We start from the raw sequence: 20,428 nt of genomic DNA on the forward strand, positions 1-20,428 counted from the left end.
CCCACGGTTTTTCGCCCCTTACCGCCCTTACCGCCGTCGCGCGAGCGAGCATGTCCGAGAACCTGGAAGAGCAGCGTCACCTCCTGATCGAGGAGGTCCGGAGTCGCTTGGAATCGGGCGACGGGGACGCGCTCATCGCGTTCGTGGAGCCGCTCCACCCCAGCGATCTGGCGGACGTGCTCGAGCACCTCGGGGAGGACGAGCGCATCGCCCTCCTCCAGCTCATCCCGGCTTCGCTCGCCTCGGACGCCCTGGCCGAGATGGAGGAAGAGGAACGCCCCGGCGAACTCCTCGCGAGGATGGAGCCGGAGCGGATCGCCGAACTCGTCGAGGAACTCGCGGATGACGACGCGGCCGACCTCATCGGCGAACTCGATCCGAAGGAGCGGGACCGCGTCTTCGAGTCGGTGCCGGACGAGGAAGAGCAGGAGATCCGCCAACTTCTCGAGTATCCCGAGGAGTCCGCCGGCGGGATCATGACGCGCGACCTGTGCGCGGTGTACGCCGAGGCGACGGCGGCGGAGGCGATCGAGGAACTGAGGGCACAGGCGGAGGAGAGCGAGGACCTCTACACCGTCTTCGTCGTGGACCGGGGCCGGCGGCTGCACGGCGTCGTCAACCTCCGGGACCTCGTGCTCGCCGCTCCGCAGACGCCACTCGCCGACCTGCTCGAGGAGCCCGCGGTCGTTGTTTCCGTGGACCTCGACCAGGAGGAGGTGGGGAGGCTGCTCTCCCGCTACAACCTGACCGCGATCGGAGTCGTCGACGCGGACGGACGACTGGTCGGGCAGATCACCTTCGATGACGTGATCGACGTCGTGGAGGCGGAGGTCACCGAGGACATCCTGCGCTTCGCCTCCGTGTCGGACGAGGAGCAGTTGCGCGGCACGACGGCAGGCGCGATCCGGAGCCGGCTGCCCTGGCTGGTGGTGAACGCCGTGACGCTCTCGTTCGCCGCCCTCGTGGTGTGGCTTTACGAGGACACGATCGCACAACTCGTCATCCTGGCGGCGGTCATGCCGGTGATCGCGGGTCTGGGCGGGAACGCGGGGACGCAGGCGCTGGCGGTCACGATCCGCCGCATCGCCCTCGCCGACGAGTTGCCCGGCGAGCGCTGGTCCGCCGTCTCCAAGGAACTGATCGTGGGGCTGGTGAACGGCCTCGCGATCGGGCTGCTGGTTGCCGCTGCCTCCCTCCTGCTTCCGAACACGGAGGCGCTCTTCGGGCTCGTCGTGATGGTCGCGATGTGGGGGAATCTCGCCGTGGCGTCGGCGCTGGGCGCCTTCTTCCCGATCGTGCTGGAGCGGCTGGGCGCGGACCCGGCCGTGGCTTCGTCGATCTTCGTCACCACCTTTACGGACCTGTTCGGCTTCGTGCTGCTCCTCGGGCTGGCGACGCGGTTCCTCATATGATCCTGATATGATTTCCGGGTTCGATCCGAGGGCGCTCGCCGACCGCCTCGCGGGCGGCGAGCCGCTCGCGCTGGCCCGGGGGATCTCGCACGTCGAGAACGAGAGTGCCGGCTTCGAGGCGCTGCTCGAGCGGCTGGACGGGCGCACGGGCCGCGCGCGTCGCATCGGCATCACCGGGCCGCCCGGCGCCGGCAAGTCGACCCTCACCGCCGCGCTCGCCCGGCACTACCTCGACCGGTCGCTGACGGTGGGGATCGTCGCCGTCGACCCGACGAGCCCGTTCACCGGCGGCGCCCTCCTCGGCGACCGCATCCGCATGGGCGAACTGTCGACGGAACCCGGCGTCTTCATCCGCTCGATGGCGAGCCGCGGATCGCTCGGCGGCTTGGCCACGGCGACGCGCGAAGCCGCGGATCTCATGGATGCCGCCGGCTACGACCGCGTGATTCTGGAGACGCTCGGCGTGGGCCAGGCCGAACTCGACATCGCCGTCTCCGCCGATACGACCGCCGTCGTCCTCGTTCCGGAGTCGGGGGATGGGGTGCAGGCGATGAAGGCCGGGCTCATGGAGGTGGCGGACCTCTTCGTCATCAACAAATCCGACCGCCCCGGCGCCGACCGCCTCGAGAAGGAGATCGCGATCATCATGTCGATCCGCCGCGCGAACCGTGCGCCGGACGCCGGGGCCGACTGGCGGGTGCCGATCATCCAGACGGTCGCGTCGGAAGCCCGGGGCGTCGAGGAACTCGCCGATCGCCTGGATCAGCATTTCGACTGGCTGACCTCGACCGGGAAACTCGAGTCACGCCGCCGGGCCGCGCGCCTCCGCCGCGCCCACGACGCCCTCCTCCGCCGCTCCCGGCGCGACGCCGAGCGGATCTGGCGCGCAGCCCCCGCCGAGACGCTGGATTCCGGGGCGTCCCCCTACGCCATCGCCCGCCGCCTGTATCTCACGCCGCCTCGCCCAGGTGTTCGTACTGACCCCAAAGGACCCAAAGGGCCCAGTCCAGATCCAGCCGGTCCCCCTCCCACTTGCCGGCCGCCGTCCAGGGATTGATCCCTGTCTGCCTGTGCCAGCGGCCCAGGCCGGCGTCGACCATCGGTGCCGCCTTCACGTCCGCGCGCGCCGGGGGCACCGCCGGTACGAGCCTTCCCTCGGGGTCCCGGAACCCAGCCACGCCCGCCGAACCCATCTCCACCCGCCAGCCGCCCTCGTGCACCGCCCGGTGATGAAACCGGCACAGCAGGATCAGGTTGTCGAGCGCGGTCTCACCTCCCTCGGCCCACGGGACGGCGTGGTGGGCCTGCGTGTAGCGTGACCCGCAGCCGGGAAAGCGGCAGCCCCCGTCTCGGATCTCCAGCGCCCTGCGCAGCCGCCAGTTCACCGTCCTTTGGCGGCGGCCGACGTCCAGCACCGAACCGTCCAGCCCGCGGGTGACCCGTACGCCCTCCGCGTCGCACGACAGCCGCCGGGACGTTTCCGCGGAAACGCATGAGCCGTCCTCCGTGGCCACGACGTCGGGGCTCCCGGCCACGGTGTGGACGACCAGCTGGACCCTGGCCTCGGTGCGTTCTTCCAGCCACGCCCCGAGCGCGTCGTGGTTCTGCTCGGCCGGCGTCCGCGGGAGCCGGAGGGGTGCCGGCTCCCACGCGGCCTCCGGCTCCGGACCCGGCTCCGGATCCGGCTCTGGGGCGGCATCGGCCTCCCGCTCGGCGTCGCGCTCCTGGCGGTAGAGTTCGTCGCCGGCGGCGTCCAGCGCCTGCATGAGCAGGGCGCCCACCTCGGGCAGCAGCCGGCCCCGGATCCGGTACATGCCGTCATGGTCCACCTGTACTGACAGATAACGGCGCGCCGCCCTCTCCGACTCGCCGTTCAGGGCGGCGCCAGCCGCCGCTTCGGCGCTCCGCCACGCCCGCACGAAGCGCTCCACCTGGCTCGCCGTATGCTGCAGCGCGAACTCGACCAACCGCGCCTCGTTCTCGGGCGTCGCCACCCGGGTCAGCGCCCGGACCTTGGACCAGGAGAGCCGACCCATCTCCATCTCGGCGGCGATCCGCGGCAGCGACGCGAGACGACGGGCCACGCGCACCCGTTCGCGGGCGGGGTTCAGCGTGACCCCGGTGCGCCAGGAGAGCCAGTGGGCGCAGGAGCGCCAGCCGCTCCAGCGTTCCTCCCTGTCGTAGCGGCAGAGCAGGGTCAGGAGCCGGTACTGACCGGCGTCGAGGTGGGCACAGAGTTCGGCGATCTCGTCGCCGAGCGGGTCGCCGGCGAGAGTCTCCGCAGCGTGGGACGTGTCATGAGGCATGGTGTTCCATCCGGGTCTCGGGGGTTGAGCGCGGTACGCGAACCTGAAGTCGTCTGTACGGCTTCGGTCCAGTTTCGGTCCAGTTTCGGTCCCGGTATCAACTGGTTCTCAACTCCCGTGTCTCCCCCCGCCTTCTCCGGCATGGGAAACGTTTCCGCGGAAACGTCTCGGCCCCACGGTCCCTTCGTATCTACTCAGAGCGGCGGTTCTCCCCTAACTTGGACGACGAACCTCGAGAGCCTCGGATACAGGAAGCGGGATGAGTAAACGATGAGTAAACACGGTGCGCTGAGCGATCAGTTCGAGCTTTGGGAGGCGGTCTACCGGCAGAGTCCGCTGCGGGACGACACCAGCTTCCGCAGCATCTCCGGGCGGGAGATCAGGCCCCTCTACACGCCTCTGGACGCGCTGGACGGTGGCGGGGGGCAGGGATACCTGGAGCGGCTGGGGACGCCGGGGGAGTTTCCGTTCACGCGGGGTCCGTATCATTCGATGTATCGGACCAAGCTGTGGACGATGCGGTTGTTCTCGGGCTTCGCCACGGCGCACGAAACGAACGAGCGCTACAAGTACCTCCTCGAGCGCGGGCAGACGGGGCTCTCGGTGGCGTTCGACTTTCCCACCCTCATGGGATACGACTCCGATGACGCCCGTTCCGAAGGGGAGGTGGGGAAGTGCGGGGTCGCGATCTCGAGCCTCGCCGACATGGAGACGCTGTTCGACGGGATCCCGCTCGACCGCGTGTCCGTGTCGATGACGATCAACGGCCCGGCCCTCATGCTGTACGCGTTCCTGCTCGTGACGGCGGAGAAGCAGGGCGTGCCGTTGGATCAGGTCCGCGGCACGATCCAGAACGACATCCTCAAGGAGTACCAGGCGCAGCACGCGTGGATCTTCCCTCCGGAGCCCGCGCTCAAGATCATCGCCGACATCTTCGAGTGGTCGGCGGACGAGGCGCCGCGCTTCAACACGATCTCCATCTCCGGCTACCACATCCGGGAGGCGGGGGCGACCGCCGCGCAGGAACTCGCGTACACGCTCAAGAACGGGTTCACTTACGTGGAGCGGGGGATCGAGCGCGGGCTGGACGTGGACAGCTTCGCCCCGCGGCTTTCCTTCTTCTGGGACGCGCACAACGACTTCTTCGAGGAGATCGCGAAGTTCCGCGCCGGCCGGCGGATCTGGGCCCGCCACATGCGCGACGTGTACGGGGCCCGGGACCCCCGGAGCCTCAGGCTGCGGACCCACGCGCAGACCGCCGGCGTGTCGCTCACCGCGCAGCAGCCCCAGAACAACATCGTGCGCGTCGCATACCAGGCGATGGCGGCCGTGCTCGGTGGCACCCAGTCGCTGCACACGAACGCGATGGACGAGACGCTCGCGCTCCCCACCGAGGAAGCGGCGAAGATCGCCCTCCGCACGCAGCAGATCCTCGCCTACGAGACCGGCGTCCCCCATACGATCGATCCGCTAGCGGGCTCCTACTACGTCGAGACGCTCACCGACGAACTCGAGGCGGAGGCCGAGGAGATCTTCCGCGAGATCGACGACATCGGGGGCGTCGTGTACGGGATCGAGTCCGGCTATTTCCAGGCGCAGATCGCGGCCTCGGCGCGCCGGTTCCAGGATGAGGTGGAGCAGGGGACGCAGACGATCGTCGGCGTGAACCGGTTCCTGGACTCCGAGGAACCTCCGACGGAGATCCTGAGGATCGGGGAGGAGGCGGCGGCCATCCAGGAGGCGCGGCTGGCGGAGCTCCGGGGGCGTCGGGATTCGGAGGATGTCGAGCGCCGCCTCGAAGCCCTGGGAAGGGCCGCCCGCGAAGACGAGAACCTGCTGCCGCCGCTGCTCGACGCGGTGCGGGCCTACGCGACGCTGGGCGAGATCCGGATCGTGCTGGAGAAGGTCTACGGCCGCTTCAAGGAGCCGGTGGCCTTCTAGAATGCACGCGCTGCCCGCCGGTCCCCCGCTGGTCGAGGGCCGCGGGGATCTCGATTTCTCTCGCGCCGTCCTCGAAGATCTGTACAGCTACCCCCTCAAGCGGCGGTCCGTCGCCTGGCTGCTCTGGCTCGTGGCGGGTTTCTTCGGGGGACACCGCTTGTATCTCGACCGCACGGGGACGGGCCTCCTCATGTTCTTCACCGGAGGCGGCGCGGGGCTGTGGTGGCTGGTGGACATCTTCCTCATCCCACGCATGGCGCGGACGTTCAACGAGGATCAGGCGCGGCGGAAGGCGGAGGGACTGGCCCCGCGCCAGCTCGCCTTCATGCCGGCCAGGGGGGAGGCGCTTCCGCCGGAGCCGTATTGGGCCGCCAAACGGTCGGCGCGCGTGCGTCTCGTGGCCGACTCCTTCGTGATGATGCTGGCCGCGGGTTCGATGGGCGCCTTCGCGCGCCAGTCGGGTGTGTACGAGCCGATCATCGCGGTGCTCGCGCTCATCGCGATCACCCTGCTGGGGACGCGCTGGGACGCGCTCTCCGAACTGCCGGTCCTGCGGGGATTCGACCGCTGGGCGCATCGGCTGCGGCTCTTCTACTACACGAACGATCCGGGTGGGGCGCTGTCGCTCGCCTTCCGCCAGGTGCTCGCGGTGTTCGCCATCTTCCGCCAGCGGCGAAGGGCCGAGGCCAAGCTCTACCTGCAGCTCGGCGCCTGGTTCACGATCATCTTCACGGCGCTCGACATCATCGAGGCGCTGGGGATCGGCGGCCCGGGGGGCTTCAACCCCGGCTCTCTGATGATGGACTTCTACCTGACGTTTTTCGCCGTCTACGCCTTCGCCGCCCCGATCGGGGCGATCCTCAACAAGCACGTGCTCCTGCAGCGCAGCGACCGCGTGATCTGGGTGCTGAGCGCGGTTGCCGTCGTGTTCATCTTCATCGGCCTCTTCTGAAGTGCGTGACTCGTTCCAGTTGGCGCTCGTCATCCTGTTGGTCGACCCGTTACCGCGGCGCCGTCGCGTGGGTGGCCCAATGCCTGAACCGCTACGAAGGGAGCATCCAATGATGCACAGAATCCTGGCGTCACTGGAGTTGCCCCGCTTTCACGGACACCTTTCCATTGGGGGAACCAAGGAGGTGTATCGTGGCGGGAAGAGCGGGGCGGTATCCGCCGGAGTACCGGGAGCGGCTGGTGGAACTCGCGCGTGCCGGTCGTAGCGCGGGGTCGCTGGCGCGGGAGTTCGAGCCCTCGGAGCAGACGATCCGCAACTGGGTCAGACAGGGGGAGCTGGACGAGGGAGAGCGGAGAGACGGTCTGACGACGGAGACGGGGAAGGAGATGTCGCGCCTGAAGCGGGAGAACAAGCGGCTCCGGATGGAGCGTGACATCCTAAAAAGAGCCGCGGCCTGGTTCGCGAGGGAGAGCGGAGCGATCCCCGGCGGGGGTACGCGTTCATGAAGGCGCACCGGGCCGAGTTTCCTCTGGCGGCGATGTGCCGGGTGCTGGGTCTCTCCCCCAGCGGCTACTACGCCTGGCTGAAGCGTCCTGCCTCGGCGCGGGCGCGGCGGGACGACGAACTTCAAGACAAGATCCAGGCCATCTGGACCGGCAGCGGCGAGACGTACGGTCGTCCGCGGATCCACGCGGCTCTCAGGGCCGAGGGCGAGCGGGTGGGCCAGAAGCGCGTGGGGCGGCTGATGAGGGCGATGGGGATCGAGGGCGCGACCAGGAGGCGCTTCAAGACGGCGACGACGAAGAGGGACACGGAGGCCCGGCCCGCGCCGGACCTGGTGAGGCGGGACTTCTCGGCCTCGGGGCCCGACCGGCTGTGGGTGGCCGACATCACGTACGTGCCCACGTGGGCGGGCTGGCTGTATCTGGCCGTCGTGCTCGACGTCTGGAGCCGCCGCGTCGTCGGCTGGGCCATGGCGACGCACATGCGGGCCGAGCTGGTCGAGGCCGCGCTGGCGATGGCCCTCGCGCGCCGCCGCCCCGAAGGGCGCGTCGTTCATCACTCGGATCAAGGGTCGCAGTACACCTCGCTCGCTTTCGGGGAGCGCTGCCGCGCGTCGGGCATCGCGCGGTCCATGGGCTCGGTGGGCGACGCCTACGACAACGCCATGTGCGAGAGCTTCTTCGCGACGCTGGAGTGCGAGCTGATCTGGCGGCGCTCGTTCCGCACCGCGGCCGAGGCGCGGCGAGAGGTCTTCGGCTTCATCGAAGGCTTCTACAACACGCGCAGACTTCACTCGGCCCTCGGCTACGAGTCGCCGGCCAACTACGAGAGGAACCATGCGGCCTGAGGCGCACCGGAGGCCCACACCCGGAACCTCTCTCGAGCGCCTGAGAGGGACTGAAAGGAGCAACACCGGAGACGATCATCCACAGAAACTAACCGTCCGTGAAAGCGGGACAGCTCCACACTCCTCCCGCTGCTCGTCGCCGCTCCACTCATGGCACAGACGATGGTGGGGGTCAGGGCCGGACTGAGCCGGTCCACCTTTTCCGCATTTGTTGAGGAGGAGTTGTCGGAGCTTGAGGCTCTCGGAGGCACAGTGAGTGAGGATCACCGCATGGGCGTGGCCGCGGGGATCGATGTCGCCCTTCCCCTGGCATCCGCGATCGAGCTTCGTGTCGGCGGGGCCTACGTGCAGAAGGGGTACAGCCTGGATGTCTCGGGGGCCGGGGGTCGCGCGTCGAGCCGTCTTGAGATCGACTATCTTCAGTTCTCGGCCCTGGGGAGGCTGGGGTCGTCGCGAGACGGCCCTCTGTCTGTCGGCGTGTTGCTGGGTCCGTGGGTGGGCGCTCGCCTTTCTTGCCAGGGGATATTTGATATCGACCTCCCGGAAATCGGCTCGATAAGCGAGTCGGAATCCTGCGGGGGCGATGGAAGGAAGTTGGACTTCGGAGTGGCGGTCGGCGGCGGCGTGGAACTGGCGATTTCCCAAAGCCTCAGTCTGGGACTAGACCTGGTGTACTCGATTGGACTCTCGCGAATCGATAGCGACCCGGACGCCCCCAAGAACCGGAGTCTGGCGCTTCAGGCCGGCGTCGTGATCCCGCTCGGAGGCTGACGGCGCCGGGGCCTCCAACCCTCGACGCCCGGAAAACGGACGCGGCGACCCCCTTAGGGCACCAGGGCGCCAGGCGGCTCCAGCAGATCCTCGAGGCGGAACACCTCGCCGTCCTTGATCACGATGCGGGCGCGGCGCAGGTCCGAGATGTCGTCCAGCGGGTTGCCCTCGACGATGAGCATGTCGGCGAGCGCGCCGCCGGTCAGCGTGCCGATTTCTCCTTCCATGGCGAGGGCTGAGGCCGCGACGGACGTGGCGGTCCGCAGGGCTTCGGCCTCGGTGAGGCCGCCCCAGACGTAGTTCTCGACCTCGGCCACGAGGGCGGCGCCGAAGGGGATGATGGGGGAGTCGGTGCCGGCCACGACGCGGCCTCCGCCGCGGACGACGCGGGTCACGGTTCGGCCGGCGTCGGCGAGCATGTCGTCGATGCCGCCGGCTCGGCCTCGGGCGGCGGCGCGTGCGGCCATGGCCTCGGCCATTCCCTCCGGGAAGAGCGCCTGGAAGCGGGGTTCGGTCGTCCAGGATGGGTCCTCTCCGACGGACTTCCACCAGCCGCCCATGAGAGCCATGGTCGGGGTGATCGTCATGCCGGAAGCGGTCAGCAGCTGGATCACGTCGTCGTAGGTGCGGTACATCGCCGTCACCTTTGGGGAGTAGCCGCGGCGGCTCGTGCCCGAGATGTGTTCGACGTGGTCCGCACCGTGCGCGACGGCGGGGTAGATCTCGTGGCTCGAAACGGGGATCCCGATGGAATGGGCGAAGTCGATGATCCGGCGCTGGATGAGGTCCGGCAGGCGGACGTAGGTCTTGATGAGCGAGTAGCCCATGTGGTCGGCGCGGTCGAGTTCCAGCTCGAGGTTGCCGTTGGGGCCGAGCGATCCGGCACCCGAGTAGTAGATCCGGTTGCCGTCCATCGTGCGGCCGGTGGCGAACTCGCGGGGTCCGATGCGGCGGCCGGAGTCGATGGACTCGCGGCGCTCCGCGATCTCATAGGGGTCGGAGGTCGGGTCGCGGATCGTCGTCACGCCGTAGGCGAGGAAGGTGCGGCCGAGCGCCTCGCCCATCCCGTAGCCCATGTGGGAGTGCATGTCGACGAGGCCGGGGAGGACGGTGTGGTCGCCGGCGTCCACGACTTCGCCCCCATTGGCCGCCCCCGCCTCGTGGTTGGCGTCGCTGTGGGGGACGACGGAGGAGATGCGGTTACCCTCGACGATCAGGTCCACGTTCTCGGTTACGTCGTCCGAGACCCCGTCCCAGACGCGGGCCGCGTGTACGAGGACCGAACCCTCGCGCGCGGGGCGCCGCCACTCGATCTGCACCGGGATTTCCTCGGAGCGTCCGTCGTCGAGGTGGTAGCGGCGGAGGCCGCGGGTCGACTGGTAGACGATCGAGCGCGAGTCGCCCGTCCAGGAGATGGCGTCCGTGTGGTGGTTGTTGAGCCGCAGCGGCGGGCCGCTGGGCGCGCCGGTGTCGTCGACCTCGACCATCCACAGCACGCCCTCGCTGCCGTACGCCATGCGCCGTCCGTCCGGCGACCACACCGGGCCGTCCAGCACCCGCACGCCCATATTCCTGTGTTCGGCGGCCGTGACCCGGCGCGGGTCGCCCCCGTCGAGCGGCTGCAGGAGGATCTCGTTCCGCCCCTCCCGGAAGCGCGTCGAATACTGGGAGAGGACGGACATGGCGATCGTCGTTCCGTCCGGGGAGAACGACGGGCGGCTGGGGGCGAAGAGATCGTCGCGGATCGTGCGCACGTCGCCCGAGGCCAAGTCCACCATCTGGACCGCGCTCGCCAGACCCATGACGGAGGTGAAGACCATCCGGTCGCCATCGGGGGAGAACACCGGCGCGATCTCGCTGCCCGGGGAGGTGGTGGCCCGGCGCTCCGCGCCCGTGTCCATGTCGCGGATCCAGATGTCGAGCGATCCCGCCCGGTCGGAAGCGTAGGCGAGCCTCGAGCCGTCGCGGGACCAGGAGGGCAGCACGTCAACGAAGGGGTCGTCCGTGAGTTGGCGGGGTGTCGCGTCGCCTGAGTCGGTGTCCGATCCAGTGTCGAGCAGCCACAGATCACCGAGGGCGGTGAAGGCGATGTGCCGGCCGTCGGGGGAGACCGCCGGGGCGACGATCCCCTGCACGGGCTCCGGCCCGCCCGCCTCGAACGAACGCGGCGTGCGCTCGTAGTCCCGCCGGGTGAAGGCGAAGGTGGCCTCGAAGGGGATGACGGAACTCCCGCCCCCGTCCACCGCCGTCGTCCGGACTACGCCGTCGGAGGTGTAGACGACCTCATCTCCCGACATCCAGTGGGGACGGAAGGGGAAGACATCCGCGTCGTCCCCGCTGAGACGCCGGGGCGCGGTGTCGGGTCCCGCGTCGAGCTCCGCCACGTAGAGGCCCGTCTGTCCCTGGGTCACCGCCGCGTAGGCGATCCGGCTCCCGTCCGGGCTCCACGCGGGGGAGACCGCCCCGGGCGTCTCGGCCACGACCTGCCCCGAGCCGTCGCTCCGCCTGACGACGATGGATCCGCCGTTGCGGTCCGTGGCGTACGCCAGCGCGCCGCCGTCGGGCGACCAGTGCGGGGTGAACTCGTGACCCGGTGCGTCCGTCACCCGGCGCACGCGGCCATCGCCGGGGCCGTCGGAGAGATCGAGCGTCCAGATGTCGTAGTTCCCCGAGCGGTCCGAGGAGAATGCGATGGCGGCGCCGTCGGGAGCGTAGGTCGGCTCCCGCTCGTCGTACGGTCCGAACGTGTGCTGCACCGGATCGGATCCGTCGGCCCCGATCGACCAGATGTGCCAGTTCCCGTCGCGGAACGACTGGAAGACGATCCGGCTCCCGTCCGGCGCCCACTGCGGCTGCCGCGCGTCGTAGTACATGTCGGTGATCGCGCGAGCCTCGCCGCCCCGGGCGTCCATGACCCACAGCGTGCCCTGGAGGTCGAGCACCATCCGGCTGCCGTCCGGGGAGACGGCCGCGGCCATGTTCGTTCCCTCGGACACGGTGACGCGGATGTCGCGATCCTGGGCATCCGCCGCTGGGGGCACCGCTACGGGCAGGAGAAGTAGCGCCGCCAGCGGTGTCAGCGCGCTGGACGAACGACGGCGGCGGGGCGCGGATATCCGGGACATGGGGTTCAGCTCCGTTCTCTGGACGATGGGGTAGAGGATGATAGCGTACGTCCGACACCCCTGGGCAAGCCCCGGCGGGCCCAGCCTGTTGATCCGCCTGCGCCGAGCGCGATCGGGCACAGCATCCACACCCGGGGCGACTCAATGGAAGAGATTCGGCGGAACGTCAGGGAGGCCGTTCACTGTCATTTCGATGACTCGACGACGAGACCGAAAATCATCCGGCTGCACTTCGTGCGCGACGAGCTGCTGGCTCCCTGAGATGAGTAACTGAGTCACGGCGTCGTCTCCGAGTGGCGTCGGTAGTGGCGCATGCGCGCGGCGTGGGCGAAGCCGAAGAAGTACCTGCGCAGCCCATCCGCCGAGCCGGGCGGGACGTCGGGGTCGAAGAAGAGTCGGCAGAACTCCTCGCGGGCCCGCAGGACCTCCTGGCAGCGGTGGCCGTGCCAGCGGGGGTCCGCGGCCGTGAGGTCGAAGAGTTCGAGGGCCCGCGCGAGGGCACCCTCGAAGCGGCTCGTTCGCCCGGCTTCGTGGGCGCGAATGGCGCGTTCGACCTCGCTGCCCACGTTTCCCAATTGCTCGATCAGATCGAGTTTGGCCCAGCCGCCCTCGGCGGCCCGCTTGTGGAGGGGGCGTCCCATAGCCGGGCGGTCAGCTGGGGACGACGTGGGACTCGACCAGGGCGCGAATGCGCTCCCGCGTCCGCTCGTCGTCCACACCGCGGGAGCGGTTTCCCTGCCCGGGTCGAATGTTGATCAACGAGTCGAACTCGATCCAGTCCGGCCCATCTTCGTCCGGATACAGGTTGATTCCCCAGAGATCCTGCTGACGGGAGCCGTGCTCGAGGAGCAGCGCCTCATCGTCCGCGTGCAGGTCTCCCCCGACGGCCATGATCCCCCGCGACACGTCGACCACGGCCTTGATCCAGTCGCCGAACTGCTCCTCGGCCATCTGCGCGAGATCCGCGCGGGAGATGGGTTGGGAGATAAGGCGCCCCGTCGTCAAGCCGTCGCCTCCTGAATAGCGGTGAGTGGCGGGGCAACGTAGTCGCCGATCGTGCGCCCGCACAGCGGGTTCTTGACAAGTCAAAGGGGCCGGGCAGTCGATTCCCGTTTCGCAGGCGCAGGTCGACGCATTCGCCGCGCTGTATCCAATGAACGCGCGCCCGGTGCAGCCCCTCAACGGGCGAGACATCCTGCTACCGCGGTGAATCTCTAGGCAGCAGCCGCAGCGATCCCTCAGGTGCCCAGCCGCTTTCCGATCCCGACCAGGAGCATCCCCTGGTGGTATGGAGGGTTTTGAAACCCCCGGCTGTATTCGGAGAGTCGGAGAACCCGCGCCTCGGTTCGGAGGACGAGTCCACGACCGAGGCGCTTCAAGTTGCCGACTCCGAACCCGGCGCCGGTATGGGCATCGTATAGGCTATGTAAGGTCCCGGATAAACCCGCCACGACATAGGGACCCGCCGAACCACCCTTCAGGAAGAACGCAGCATACCCCCCATAACGAGCCAGACCTCGACGGGATTCGAGGGAGCCTCCGAAGCAGGCAGGCCGATCCCGAACAGGCCGCCGATTTCGGTATGTCCAGTCTCCTCCTGATTTTCCTGCTCTTCCTGGGCAAGCACTGCGGGTGCCGCCGCCAGCGTCGCAAGGCACGCAACGAAGACTAACCCTCGAAATCCGATCATCTATCATTCTCTTCCATATGGAGTTTCCTGGAGTCGATGCAGTCGTGCCTCCGCAGCCGACCCGGACAGAGGCGATGCGTGATACCCGGCTAAGCGTCAGTGGTGTCCCGGGTTCGGGGCGGCTCCGGTCGGAAGACCGGTTCCAGGCGGGGGTCCGGGCCGGACGGGCGCGAGGCGCGCTCCCCGGGCTCGGACTCGTGCCGGGCCCGTTCGCTAATGCCGGCCGGCCGCCGCGGGCATCGGGGACCTCACGCGTCTACCGGCCGAGCGCTCTCCCGCCGCGGCGGGGGTCCGACCAGCCCGCGTAGGACCCGTCCGGCATCGCCATGATCAGCTGGACGTCGCCCGACATTCCACCCGTGAAGTAGGCGTCGGGCGGGCCCGGGTCGCGCTCGCGGACGGTGTGTCCCAGCGCCTCCAGCACGCTCGCGGCGGCCGGCCGCAGTCCCCCGTATTCGAAAAAGACGAGATCGGGGAGGTGCTGGTGGTGGACCCGCGGCGCGTGGACCGCCTGCACGACGTTCATCCCGTGGTCGACGACGTTGAAGATCGACTGCAGCACGGTGGTGATGATCGTGGCGCCACCGGGGGTCCCGGTGACGAGGAAGAGCTCGCCGTCCGGGTCCTCGACAATCGTGGGGCTCATGGCCGACAGCATGCGCTTTCCGGGGCCGATCGCGTTCCGCTCGCCCTGCACGAGACCGAACTGGTTCGGCGTGCCCGGCTTGGCGGCGAAGTCGTCCATCGTGTTGTTGAGGAAGAAGCCCGCGCCTTCCACGACGACTTTCCCGCCGTACCACGAGTTGATGCTGGTCGTGACCGCGACCGCGTTGCCCTGGCCGTCGACGACGGAGTAGTGGGTGGTGTGACTCTCGTCCACGAAGGCGTCGATCCCTGGCCTGACCTCGGCGGAGGGCGTCGCCCGCTCCGGGGAGATCGTCGCGGCGCGGCTGTCCGCGTACGCCTCCGAGAGGAACTCGTCGGCGGGAAGCTCGACGAAGTCCGGATCGGCGAGGTACTCGTTGCGGTCGGCGTAGGCGCGCCGGAAGGACTCGGCCATGAGGTGGATCGTCTCGGGGCTGTTCCACCCCATCGCGCCCAGGTCCCACCGCTCCACGATATTGGTGATGGCGGCCATCGTGAGCCCGCCCGAGGACGGGGGCGGCATCGAATGCACCGTGTAGCCGCGGTAGTCGAAGGCGATCGGTTCGCGCCACACCGATTCGTAGCGCTCGAGGTCCTCCAGCGTGATGATGCCGCCGCCGCGCGCCATTTCCGCCACGATGAGAGCGGCGGTTTCTCCGCGGTAGAAGTCGTCGGGCCCCTGGTCGCGCAGCCGCGTGAGGACGGCGGCAAGCTCCGGCTGCGCGAACGTGTCGCCGATCCCGGGGACGGCATCTCCGGGGAGGAAGATGCGCGCGCTCCGCGGGAAGGCGCGGATCCCCTCCTGGGCCGCGTCGAGCGTCGACACGAGGCGCGTGGTGACCTCGAAGCCGTCCGCGAGGTCGATGGCGGGCCCCACCACGTCGGCCCACGGAAGCGTGCCGAAGCGCTGGTGCGCCTCCCACAACCCCGACACCGTCCCCGGCACACCCGCCGCCAGGTGCCCCCGCACGGAACGGTCGGTCACGTTCCCGTCCTCATCCAGGTACATGTCACGGGTGGCCGCCAGGGGCGCCTTCTCGCGGTGGTCCTGCGCGAAGACGGTGCCGTCGGCGAGGCGGATCATCATGAACCCGCCCCCGCCCAGATTCCCGGCCTCCGGGTTCACGACGGCGAGCGCGAGTCCGGTGGCGACGGCCGCGTCCACGGCGTTGCCTCCGGCCGCGAGAATGTCCACGCCTACGCGCGAAGCGTACTCATCGGTCGAGGCGACCATGCCATCGGTGGCCGAGACGGGTGGGTCCCCGGCGGCGAATGGCCACTCCTGCGGGAAGGCGCCACCCGCCTCGACGAAGGGGCTGGCCGTGCCGCTGGCGGTGCTACCCTCGGGCCCGGCCTCCGTGGCTCCGGGCTGGCAGCCGCTGACGAACGGCAGGAGTGCGAGGGCCGCGCCGAACGGAAGCAGGGTGCGGTGGCGGAACGCGGCGGCAGTGTAGGTGTGCATCGACAAGGGTCCCGTAGCTTTAGGGTCTGCCCCACTCTAGCGGCCGACTGCGAGGACGGCCAACGTCCGCCACGGGTCGGACCATGAGTTCGTGCTCTTGACGCCGCCGGTGGTGTAGCTACGTTGTCGCTACACCACAAAGGATGACACGATGAGTAACGACACGGTCGTACGCGCTCGGATCGACAGCGAAACCAAGGCACGCGCCACCGAGGCCCTGCAAGCCATGGGCTTGTCGATGTCGGACGCCATCCGCCTGCTGTTGCTGCGCGTGGCCCACGAGAAGCGATTGCCGTTCGCGGTGCGGGTGCCGAGCCCGGCCACGGCGGAAGCCATGCGGGAGCTGGCCGCGGGCAAGGGCCGACGTTTCGACAGCACAGAGGAGCTGTTCCGCGACCTCGGCATCTGAGACGCTGACGCCCGTTCGGTCATCGCAGTTCAAACGGGATGTCAGGAGAGCGAAGGCGCGAGGCAGGGACACGAGTAAGTTGCGGGCGCTGCTGGAATTGCTGATCCAGCGGCGGCCGGTGCCGGCACGCTACCGCGACCATCCGCTACGGGGTCCGTGGCGAGGCTGCCGGGAAGCCCACCTCGAGTCGGACTGGCTGGTGATCTGCCGCGTCAAGGGCGACGAACTGCATTTGGTTCGAACCGGCACTCATTCCGATCTCTTCAAGGAATAAGACTCGCGGTGGCCACCCGCGGTCCCCCGTGTTCGGGCGACGATCTCCCAGGAAAGGGGCGACGCCCTCGCTCCACCACAACGTCGTGAAACGGAGCCGGGCGAGTCACGGTGTCGTCTCCGACCCGCGGCGATAGTGTCGCATCCGCGCGGCGCGCGCGAAGCCGAAGAAGTACCTGCGGAGCCCATCCGCCGTCGGCGGCCCGCTTGTGGAAGGTGCGTCCCATGCCTGGGGGCCCTACCCGGCCGGGTCGTGGGATAGCCCCGGATCTCGAAATCCAGTGCGAGTCCCTGCTCGTCGAACAGGACCGGGAACGCGAAGCCGTTCTCCTCGATCATGTGCGCCACTTCGTCCCGCGGAGATCCCGCCGTGGCGACGGTCAGGAAGACCACCTCGGCGTCTTCCGCATACTTCTCCAACAGGTCCACGAAGTGCGGGAACTCGGCTAGGCAGGGGCCGCACCAGGTGGCCCAGAACTTGAGCACGACGATCTTCCCGGCCAGTTCACCGAGGCGCCACTCGACCCCGCTCTGATCCTGGATCGCGAAGTCCGGAGCCTCACGTTCGAGACGGGAGCCGAGTTCCCTTCGCTCTCTCTCCTCCGCCACGGCGGGACGACGCACGGCGAGTTGCTCTTCGATCGTCTCGGGGGACAGACCAGGCGGCAGCGACGGCCTCCTCGGCGAGCGGCCGGAAGCCGGATCCGCCGAATGCCATCGCCTCGACGAAGGCGGCGAGCGTCTCCGACGGCCGGTCCGTGCGGAGGAGGTGTCGTCCGTATTCCCCCAGCGTCGCCGTCCGTCTCGACTCGCTCGACAATTCCTCGAGTGACTGGCCCGCGGCCTCGATCTCACCAAGCTGGGTGAGAGCACGGGCCTGCAGGATGCGGGTGCGGTCGATCGCCAACTGTCGCGCCCTCTCGCGCTCATCGCCCTGGAAGCCGGGGAACAGGTATCCCGGGCGGTCCTCTCTGAGGGCTTCCTCTATTCGGACGGCTTCCTCAAGAACGGCCTGCGGCTCAATCCCGAAGTAGAGAAGGGATCTGAGGGCCGGGAGTTGTTCCCCGGTCTGCTGCCAGGCGATCACGTCCATGGCGGCATCGAACAGTTTCTCGCCCACCGCCGGATCGAGCGCGGGGCCCGGAGGCTCGGCCGCCACGGTCACCATGCGGGTGACGGTTCAAAATGTCGGCGGCTCCCCGGGCACGGAAGCGATGGTCCGGCGCAGCACGGCCTCATTCCTCTGCGCCACCCAGGCGCCACGGGCGCCGAGATTGGGCGTCTTCATCCCGCGCTCCACCACCTGAAGCACCGCCTCCCGGCGCCGCGTCATCGGAGGACCGGAGCTGGTTCTGGAACTCGATCGCCAGACGCCAGTAGCGTAATCCGTCGGCGAGAACACCACGGCCGGGAGCCGACTCCAGGCGCTCCAGCCAGAGTTCCGCCTCCGCCGCCCTGCCGAGGATGTCGTAGCCCGCCGCGAGTCGGTAGAGGATCGATGCTTCGACCTCGGCGTCCCGTTGATGTTGGGCATGTCGGGACGCGAGTTCGTCGAGTGCAGCCTCGATCGAGTCCTTCAGGGCCTGACTCCGGTCGCCTCCCTCGAGATCCACGAGCGCGATCCGCAAGCGGCCGATGTGATGGCGCAACACCTCATCGTCCGGGTTCGCCGCATGGCGCTCCGTGAGGATTCCGCCGTACGCCTCGAGCGATCCGAGGGCCTCCGCCGCACCCTGAGCGCTGTCGTAAATGTCGGGCCGCCGGCTCGCACTCCGAAGCGCCTCGGGTAGCACCTGCAGCAGCTTCTCCGAATACCTCCGATCCGTCTCGAAGATGCCCGCCCCCCGTAGCGCGAAGAGGTAGCCGTCCCAGGCGGCGGAGTCCTCGGGTTCGAGTTCGAGTGCGCGCTCCCAGGCGGACGCGGCTTCCGCGAACAGCATGAAGTAGCTGGCCAGCGTCGCGTACTGGAGATGCGATTCGGCGTCGTCGGGAGAGGCGGTGCGAGCCGAGTCGTAGCGGGCCATGGCGCGCTCGAAGCGAATTGCTTCGACAACCGCGGCCGCGTCCGACATCAGCTCAACATGCGACCGCGCGTCGGTGCATCCCGCGAGAACCGAAAGAGCCGCCCAGAGAACAACCAAGTAACGTCGCATCGACTTCGCTCCCGGCCAGACGCCCGCGTGTCAATCCATGGTCAAGTCGGGCCGCGGCCCGCTCGCGGATGCTGCTCCCTCCGGGCTCTCTCAGCGGGGAGGTTTCAGGTGCTCGTCCGCCTGCATGCCATGCAACAGGCCCGGTCGGCCTCGACTTCAAGACGAACGACCGCGTGCTTGACGGTCGTGGCGCGCCTATCGGCGGTGCTGGACGAACTCGCTTACGGTCAGGCCAATGTCTCGGGCAATGCGGCGAAGCAGGATGGGTGACACATCGCGGCCCCCATGGACCGGTACGGTGGTCGCGCGGCCATCCGCGTGGCGAAACCGCTTATGAGATCCCCGCTGCCGCACTTCCTCGAAACCGAGGCCGACGAGGATGGCAATAACCTGGTGCGGTTTGAGGACGGGAACCGGCGGCACCTGATCTCAGGCGACGACGACGGTCTGGGTGCCGACGTACTCGCCGACCAACTCGGGAACTCCCTCGTCGAGGAGCAAAGCGATTACTTCCTTGAGGTTGCGGTTCAACTCCTCAAGTGTATCGCCTTGGCTGTGGGCGCCCGGGAAGCCGGGGACGTAGCCCACGTAAAGGCCCGTATCCGGGCATCGTTCCACGACGGCTGTGTAGGTGTGCATCGGCGAGAATCCCCGTTCTTGATCGTCTGCGCCATTCTAGCAGTCGACCGTCAGGACGGCCAACGCACCGTTGGGCGGTCTCTGATTTTCGCGGAGACTCCTGTTCGATGTTTGCCATTTGGTGCGACCAAATGTAAAATACGCTTATGGTTCAGCGTCCCATGTGGCTGGAGAGAATCCGGCGGGGGTGGGCCGAAAGGCCCCTGGTGTGGCTGTCCGGCGTGCTACGGGTCGGGAAGACGACCCTCGCCCGGATGGTGCCGGATGCCGTCTACTTGAACTGCGATCTTCCTTCCACCGTCCGGAGACTCGACGACCCCGAACTCTTCCTCGGCGGGCTCACACCGGGAACTGTCCTCATCGTGGACGAGGTACACCGTCTGCCGGATCCCAGCCTTCTCCTGAAGATCGCGGCCGACGAGTACCCGTCGCTCAAGACCCTGGCCACGGGATCGTCCACGCTGGCGGCCACCGGGAAGTTCCGGGATTCGCTGGCCGGCCGGAAGCTGGCGGTCCACCTGTGCCCGGTGCTGTGGGAGGAGTGCGCCGAGCCGTTCGGGCGCGCGGATTTCGATCACCGGCTGCTCCACGGCGGGCTGCCGGAACCGCTGCTGGCGGAGACGAAGTCGGCGCAGTTGTTCGCGGAGTGGATCGACAGCTTCTACGCCCGCGACATCCTGGAACTGTTCCGGGTCCGGAACCGCCAGGGGTTCCTGTCGCTGTTCCGACTGCTGATGAGATGGAGCGGCGGGCAGGTCGACTACAGCCGCCTTGCCCGTCTGACGGAGCTGAGCCGACCGACCGTCAAGACGTACGTCGAAGCGCTGGAGATCGCGCACGGCGTCCATCTCCTGCGCCCCTTTCGCGGCGGTGGAGGCGGCGAAATCGTGAGCCGCCCCAAGTGCTACGCCTTCGACACCGGCTTCGTCACATTCGAGCGGGGCTGGAGCCGCATCCGGGATGACGACCGCGGCGTGCTGTGGGAGCACCTCGTACTGGACTCTCTCCGGTTCCGCCACCTGGACGACGACATCTTCTATTGGCGCGACAAGTCGGGCAGGGAAGTCGACTTCGTGGTTCGCCGCGAAGACGGTCACCTGGACGCGTTCGAGTGCAAGATCAACGCGGACCACGTCACGCGAACCGCCGTCGAGGCCCTGAGACGGCGCTATCCTCTGGGCCGCAACTACGTCGTCGTACCGGCGGCCAGAGAACCCTACCTCATCCGCCGCGGCGAATGGGAGTTCACCGTGTGTGGGACTGGACACCTCCCCGTGAACCGCACGTCAGCGTGAGGAG

General features: G+C 68.5%; 21 protein-coding genes and 1 pseudogene. 11 read left to right on the forward strand and 11 right to left on the reverse strand.

From position 1 onward, the window contains the following. Positions 1 to 50: 50 nt before the first annotated feature. Positions 51 to 1,412, forward strand: a complete 1,362-nt coding sequence (gene mgtE / locus ACPXY0_RS03115) for a magnesium transporter (protein ID WP_423928380.1) — start codon at positions 51 to 53, stop codon at positions 1,410 to 1,412. Between the two features lie 7 nt (positions 1,413 to 1,419). Further along, positions 1,420 to 2,469 (forward strand): methylmalonyl Co-A mutase-associated GTPase MeaB, encoded by a 1,050-nt coding sequence (gene meaB, locus ACPXY0_RS03120; RefSeq protein ID WP_423928382.1) that lies wholly within the window; start codon positions 1,420 to 1,422, stop codon positions 2,467 to 2,469. Here meaB and ACPXY0_RS03125 read toward each other — a convergent pair. Continuing rightward, complete coding sequence (locus ACPXY0_RS03125; RefSeq protein ID WP_423928384.1) at positions 2,363 to 3,718, reverse strand: DUF222 domain-containing protein; 1,356 nt, start codon at positions 3,716 to 3,718, stop codon at positions 2,363 to 2,365. The genes meaB and ACPXY0_RS03125 overlap by 107 nt on opposite strands. Before the next feature lie 270 nt (positions 3,719 to 3,988). Between ACPXY0_RS03125 and ACPXY0_RS03130 the strand changes: the two genes are divergently transcribed. From ACPXY0_RS03130 to ACPXY0_RS03145, 4 genes are all read left to right on the forward strand, one after another. Beyond that, on the forward strand, positions 3,989 to 5,659 hold the full coding sequence (locus ACPXY0_RS03130) for an acyl-CoA mutase large subunit family protein (protein WP_423928386.1): 1,671 nt from the start codon (positions 3,989 to 3,991) through the stop codon (positions 5,657 to 5,659). A 1-nt stretch (position 5,660) separates the two neighbouring features. After that, on the forward strand, positions 5,661 to 6,611 hold the full coding sequence (locus tag ACPXY0_RS03135; protein ID WP_423928388.1) for a TM2 domain-containing protein: 951 nt from the start codon (positions 5,661 to 5,663) through the stop codon (positions 6,609 to 6,611). Positions 6,612 to 6,802: 191 nt separating this feature from the next. Further along, positions 6,803 to 7,962 (forward strand): IS3 family transposase gene (locus ACPXY0_RS03140; RefSeq protein ID WP_423928390.1). Its coding sequence is split into 2 segments (ribosomal slippage): positions 6,803 to 7,061 and positions 7,061 to 7,962, totalling 1,161 coding nucleotides; the frame shifts between segments, so codons are not numbered across the junction. Between the two features lie 162 nt (positions 7,963 to 8,124). Beyond that, positions 8,125 to 8,733, forward strand: coding sequence for an outer membrane beta-barrel protein (locus ACPXY0_RS03145; protein WP_423930551.1), 609 nt, complete (start codon positions 8,125 to 8,127; stop codon positions 8,731 to 8,733). A 53-nt stretch (positions 8,734 to 8,786) separates the two neighbouring features. Here the strand turns inward: ACPXY0_RS03145 and ACPXY0_RS03150 are convergent, their stop codons facing one another. The 3 genes from ACPXY0_RS03150 to ACPXY0_RS03160 all read right to left on the reverse strand — a co-directional run bounded on the left by ACPXY0_RS03150 (position 8,787) and on the right by ACPXY0_RS03160 (position 12,863). Beyond that, the gene (locus ACPXY0_RS03150; protein ID WP_423928392.1) at positions 8,787 to 11,858 is read right to left on the reverse strand and encodes an amidohydrolase family protein; all 3,072 of its coding nucleotides are present in this window, start codon (positions 11,856 to 11,858) and stop codon (positions 8,787 to 8,789) included. Positions 11,859 to 12,133: 275 nt separating this feature from the next. Next, positions 12,134 to 12,499 carry a hypothetical protein gene (locus ACPXY0_RS03155; RefSeq protein WP_423928394.1) on the reverse strand — a complete coding sequence of 122 codons (366 nt, stop codon included), beginning with the start codon at positions 12,497 to 12,499 and terminating at the stop codon, positions 12,134 to 12,136. 10 nt (positions 12,500 to 12,509) lie between these two features. After that, the gene (locus ACPXY0_RS03160; protein ID WP_423928396.1) at positions 12,510 to 12,863 is read right to left on the reverse strand and encodes a DUF5674 family protein; all 354 of its coding nucleotides are present in this window, start codon (positions 12,861 to 12,863) and stop codon (positions 12,510 to 12,512) included. Positions 12,864 to 12,963: 100 nt separating this feature from the next. On the opposite strand from ACPXY0_RS03160, the pseudogene ACPXY0_RS03165 reads away from it, so the two are divergent. Beyond that, a pseudogene (locus ACPXY0_RS03165) lies at positions 12,964 to 13,068 on the forward strand (carbonic anhydrase); the annotation flags it as partial. A 267-nt stretch (positions 13,069 to 13,335) separates the two neighbouring features. Here ACPXY0_RS03165 and ACPXY0_RS03170 read toward each other — a convergent pair. Beyond that, entirely contained in the window at positions 13,336 to 13,548 is a 213-nt protein-coding gene (locus tag ACPXY0_RS03170) for a hypothetical protein (RefSeq protein ID WP_423928398.1), read from the reverse strand. Positions 13,549 to 13,804: 256 nt separating this feature from the next. Next, positions 13,805 to 15,655, reverse strand: a complete 1,851-nt coding sequence (ggt, locus tag ACPXY0_RS03175; RefSeq protein WP_423928400.1) for a gamma-glutamyltransferase — start codon at positions 15,653 to 15,655, stop codon at positions 13,805 to 13,807. Between the two features lie 151 nt (positions 15,656 to 15,806). On the opposite strand from ggt, the gene ACPXY0_RS03180 reads away from it, so the two are divergent. Both ACPXY0_RS03180 and ACPXY0_RS03185 read left to right on the forward strand, forming a co-directional pair. Then, positions 15,807 to 16,064, forward strand: coding sequence for a type II toxin-antitoxin system RelB/DinJ family antitoxin (locus ACPXY0_RS03180; protein ID WP_423928402.1), 258 nt, complete (start codon positions 15,807 to 15,809; stop codon positions 16,062 to 16,064). Positions 16,065 to 16,068: 4 nt separating this feature from the next. Beyond that, on the forward strand, positions 16,069 to 16,338 hold the full coding sequence (locus ACPXY0_RS03185; RefSeq protein ID WP_423930553.1) for a type II toxin-antitoxin system YafQ family toxin: 270 nt from the start codon (positions 16,069 to 16,071) through the stop codon (positions 16,336 to 16,338). On the opposite strand, the gene ACPXY0_RS03190 is transcribed toward ACPXY0_RS03185, so the two are convergent. From ACPXY0_RS03190 to ACPXY0_RS03200, 3 genes are all read right to left on the reverse strand, one after another. Beyond that, positions 16,314 to 16,961 carry a TlpA disulfide reductase family protein gene (locus tag ACPXY0_RS03190; RefSeq protein WP_423928404.1) on the reverse strand — a complete coding sequence of 216 codons (648 nt, stop codon included), beginning with the start codon at positions 16,959 to 16,961 and terminating at the stop codon, positions 16,314 to 16,316. The genes ACPXY0_RS03185 and ACPXY0_RS03190 overlap by 25 nt on opposite strands. Then, on the reverse strand, positions 16,897 to 17,505 hold the full coding sequence (locus ACPXY0_RS03195; RefSeq protein WP_423928406.1) for a hypothetical protein: 609 nt from the start codon (positions 17,503 to 17,505) through the stop codon (positions 16,897 to 16,899). The genes ACPXY0_RS03190 and ACPXY0_RS03195 overlap by 65 nt, the downstream gene beginning before the upstream one ends. Before the next feature lie 67 nt (positions 17,506 to 17,572). Further along, a complete protein-coding gene (locus tag ACPXY0_RS03200; RefSeq protein WP_423928408.1) occupies positions 17,573 to 18,409 on the reverse strand; it encodes a hypothetical protein in 837 nt (278 codons plus the stop codon). A 189-nt stretch (positions 18,410 to 18,598) separates the two neighbouring features. On the opposite strand from ACPXY0_RS03200, the gene ACPXY0_RS03205 reads away from it, so the two are divergent. Next, on the forward strand, positions 18,599 to 18,760 hold the full coding sequence (locus ACPXY0_RS03205) for a hypothetical protein (RefSeq protein WP_423930769.1): 162 nt from the start codon (positions 18,599 to 18,601) through the stop codon (positions 18,758 to 18,760). Here ACPXY0_RS03205 and ACPXY0_RS03210 read toward each other — a convergent pair. Further along, positions 18,686 to 18,913 carry a type II toxin-antitoxin system HicA family toxin gene (locus tag ACPXY0_RS03210; protein WP_423928410.1) on the reverse strand — a complete coding sequence of 76 codons (228 nt, stop codon included), beginning with the start codon at positions 18,911 to 18,913 and terminating at the stop codon, positions 18,686 to 18,688. The two genes, ACPXY0_RS03205 and ACPXY0_RS03210, sit on opposite strands and share 75 nt — an antisense overlap. Positions 18,914 to 18,919: 6 nt before the next feature. Continuing rightward, positions 18,920 to 19,129: a type II toxin-antitoxin system HicB family antitoxin gene (locus ACPXY0_RS03215; protein ID WP_423928412.1), complete on the reverse strand. Its 210-nt coding sequence runs from the start codon at positions 19,127 to 19,129 to the stop codon at positions 18,920 to 18,922. A 161-nt stretch (positions 19,130 to 19,290) separates the two neighbouring features. Between ACPXY0_RS03215 and ACPXY0_RS03220 the strand changes: the two genes are divergently transcribed. Beyond that, the gene (locus ACPXY0_RS03220; protein ID WP_423928414.1) at positions 19,291 to 20,424 is read left to right on the forward strand and encodes an ATP-binding protein; all 1,134 of its coding nucleotides are present in this window, start codon (positions 19,291 to 19,293) and stop codon (positions 20,422 to 20,424) included. Positions 20,425 to 20,428 lie beyond the last annotated feature (4 nt).

The sequence above is a fragment of the Candidatus Palauibacter sp. genome (genome assembly GCF_965237495.1).
GTDB lineage: Bacteria > Gemmatimonadota > Gemmatimonadetes > Palauibacterales > Palauibacteraceae > Palauibacter.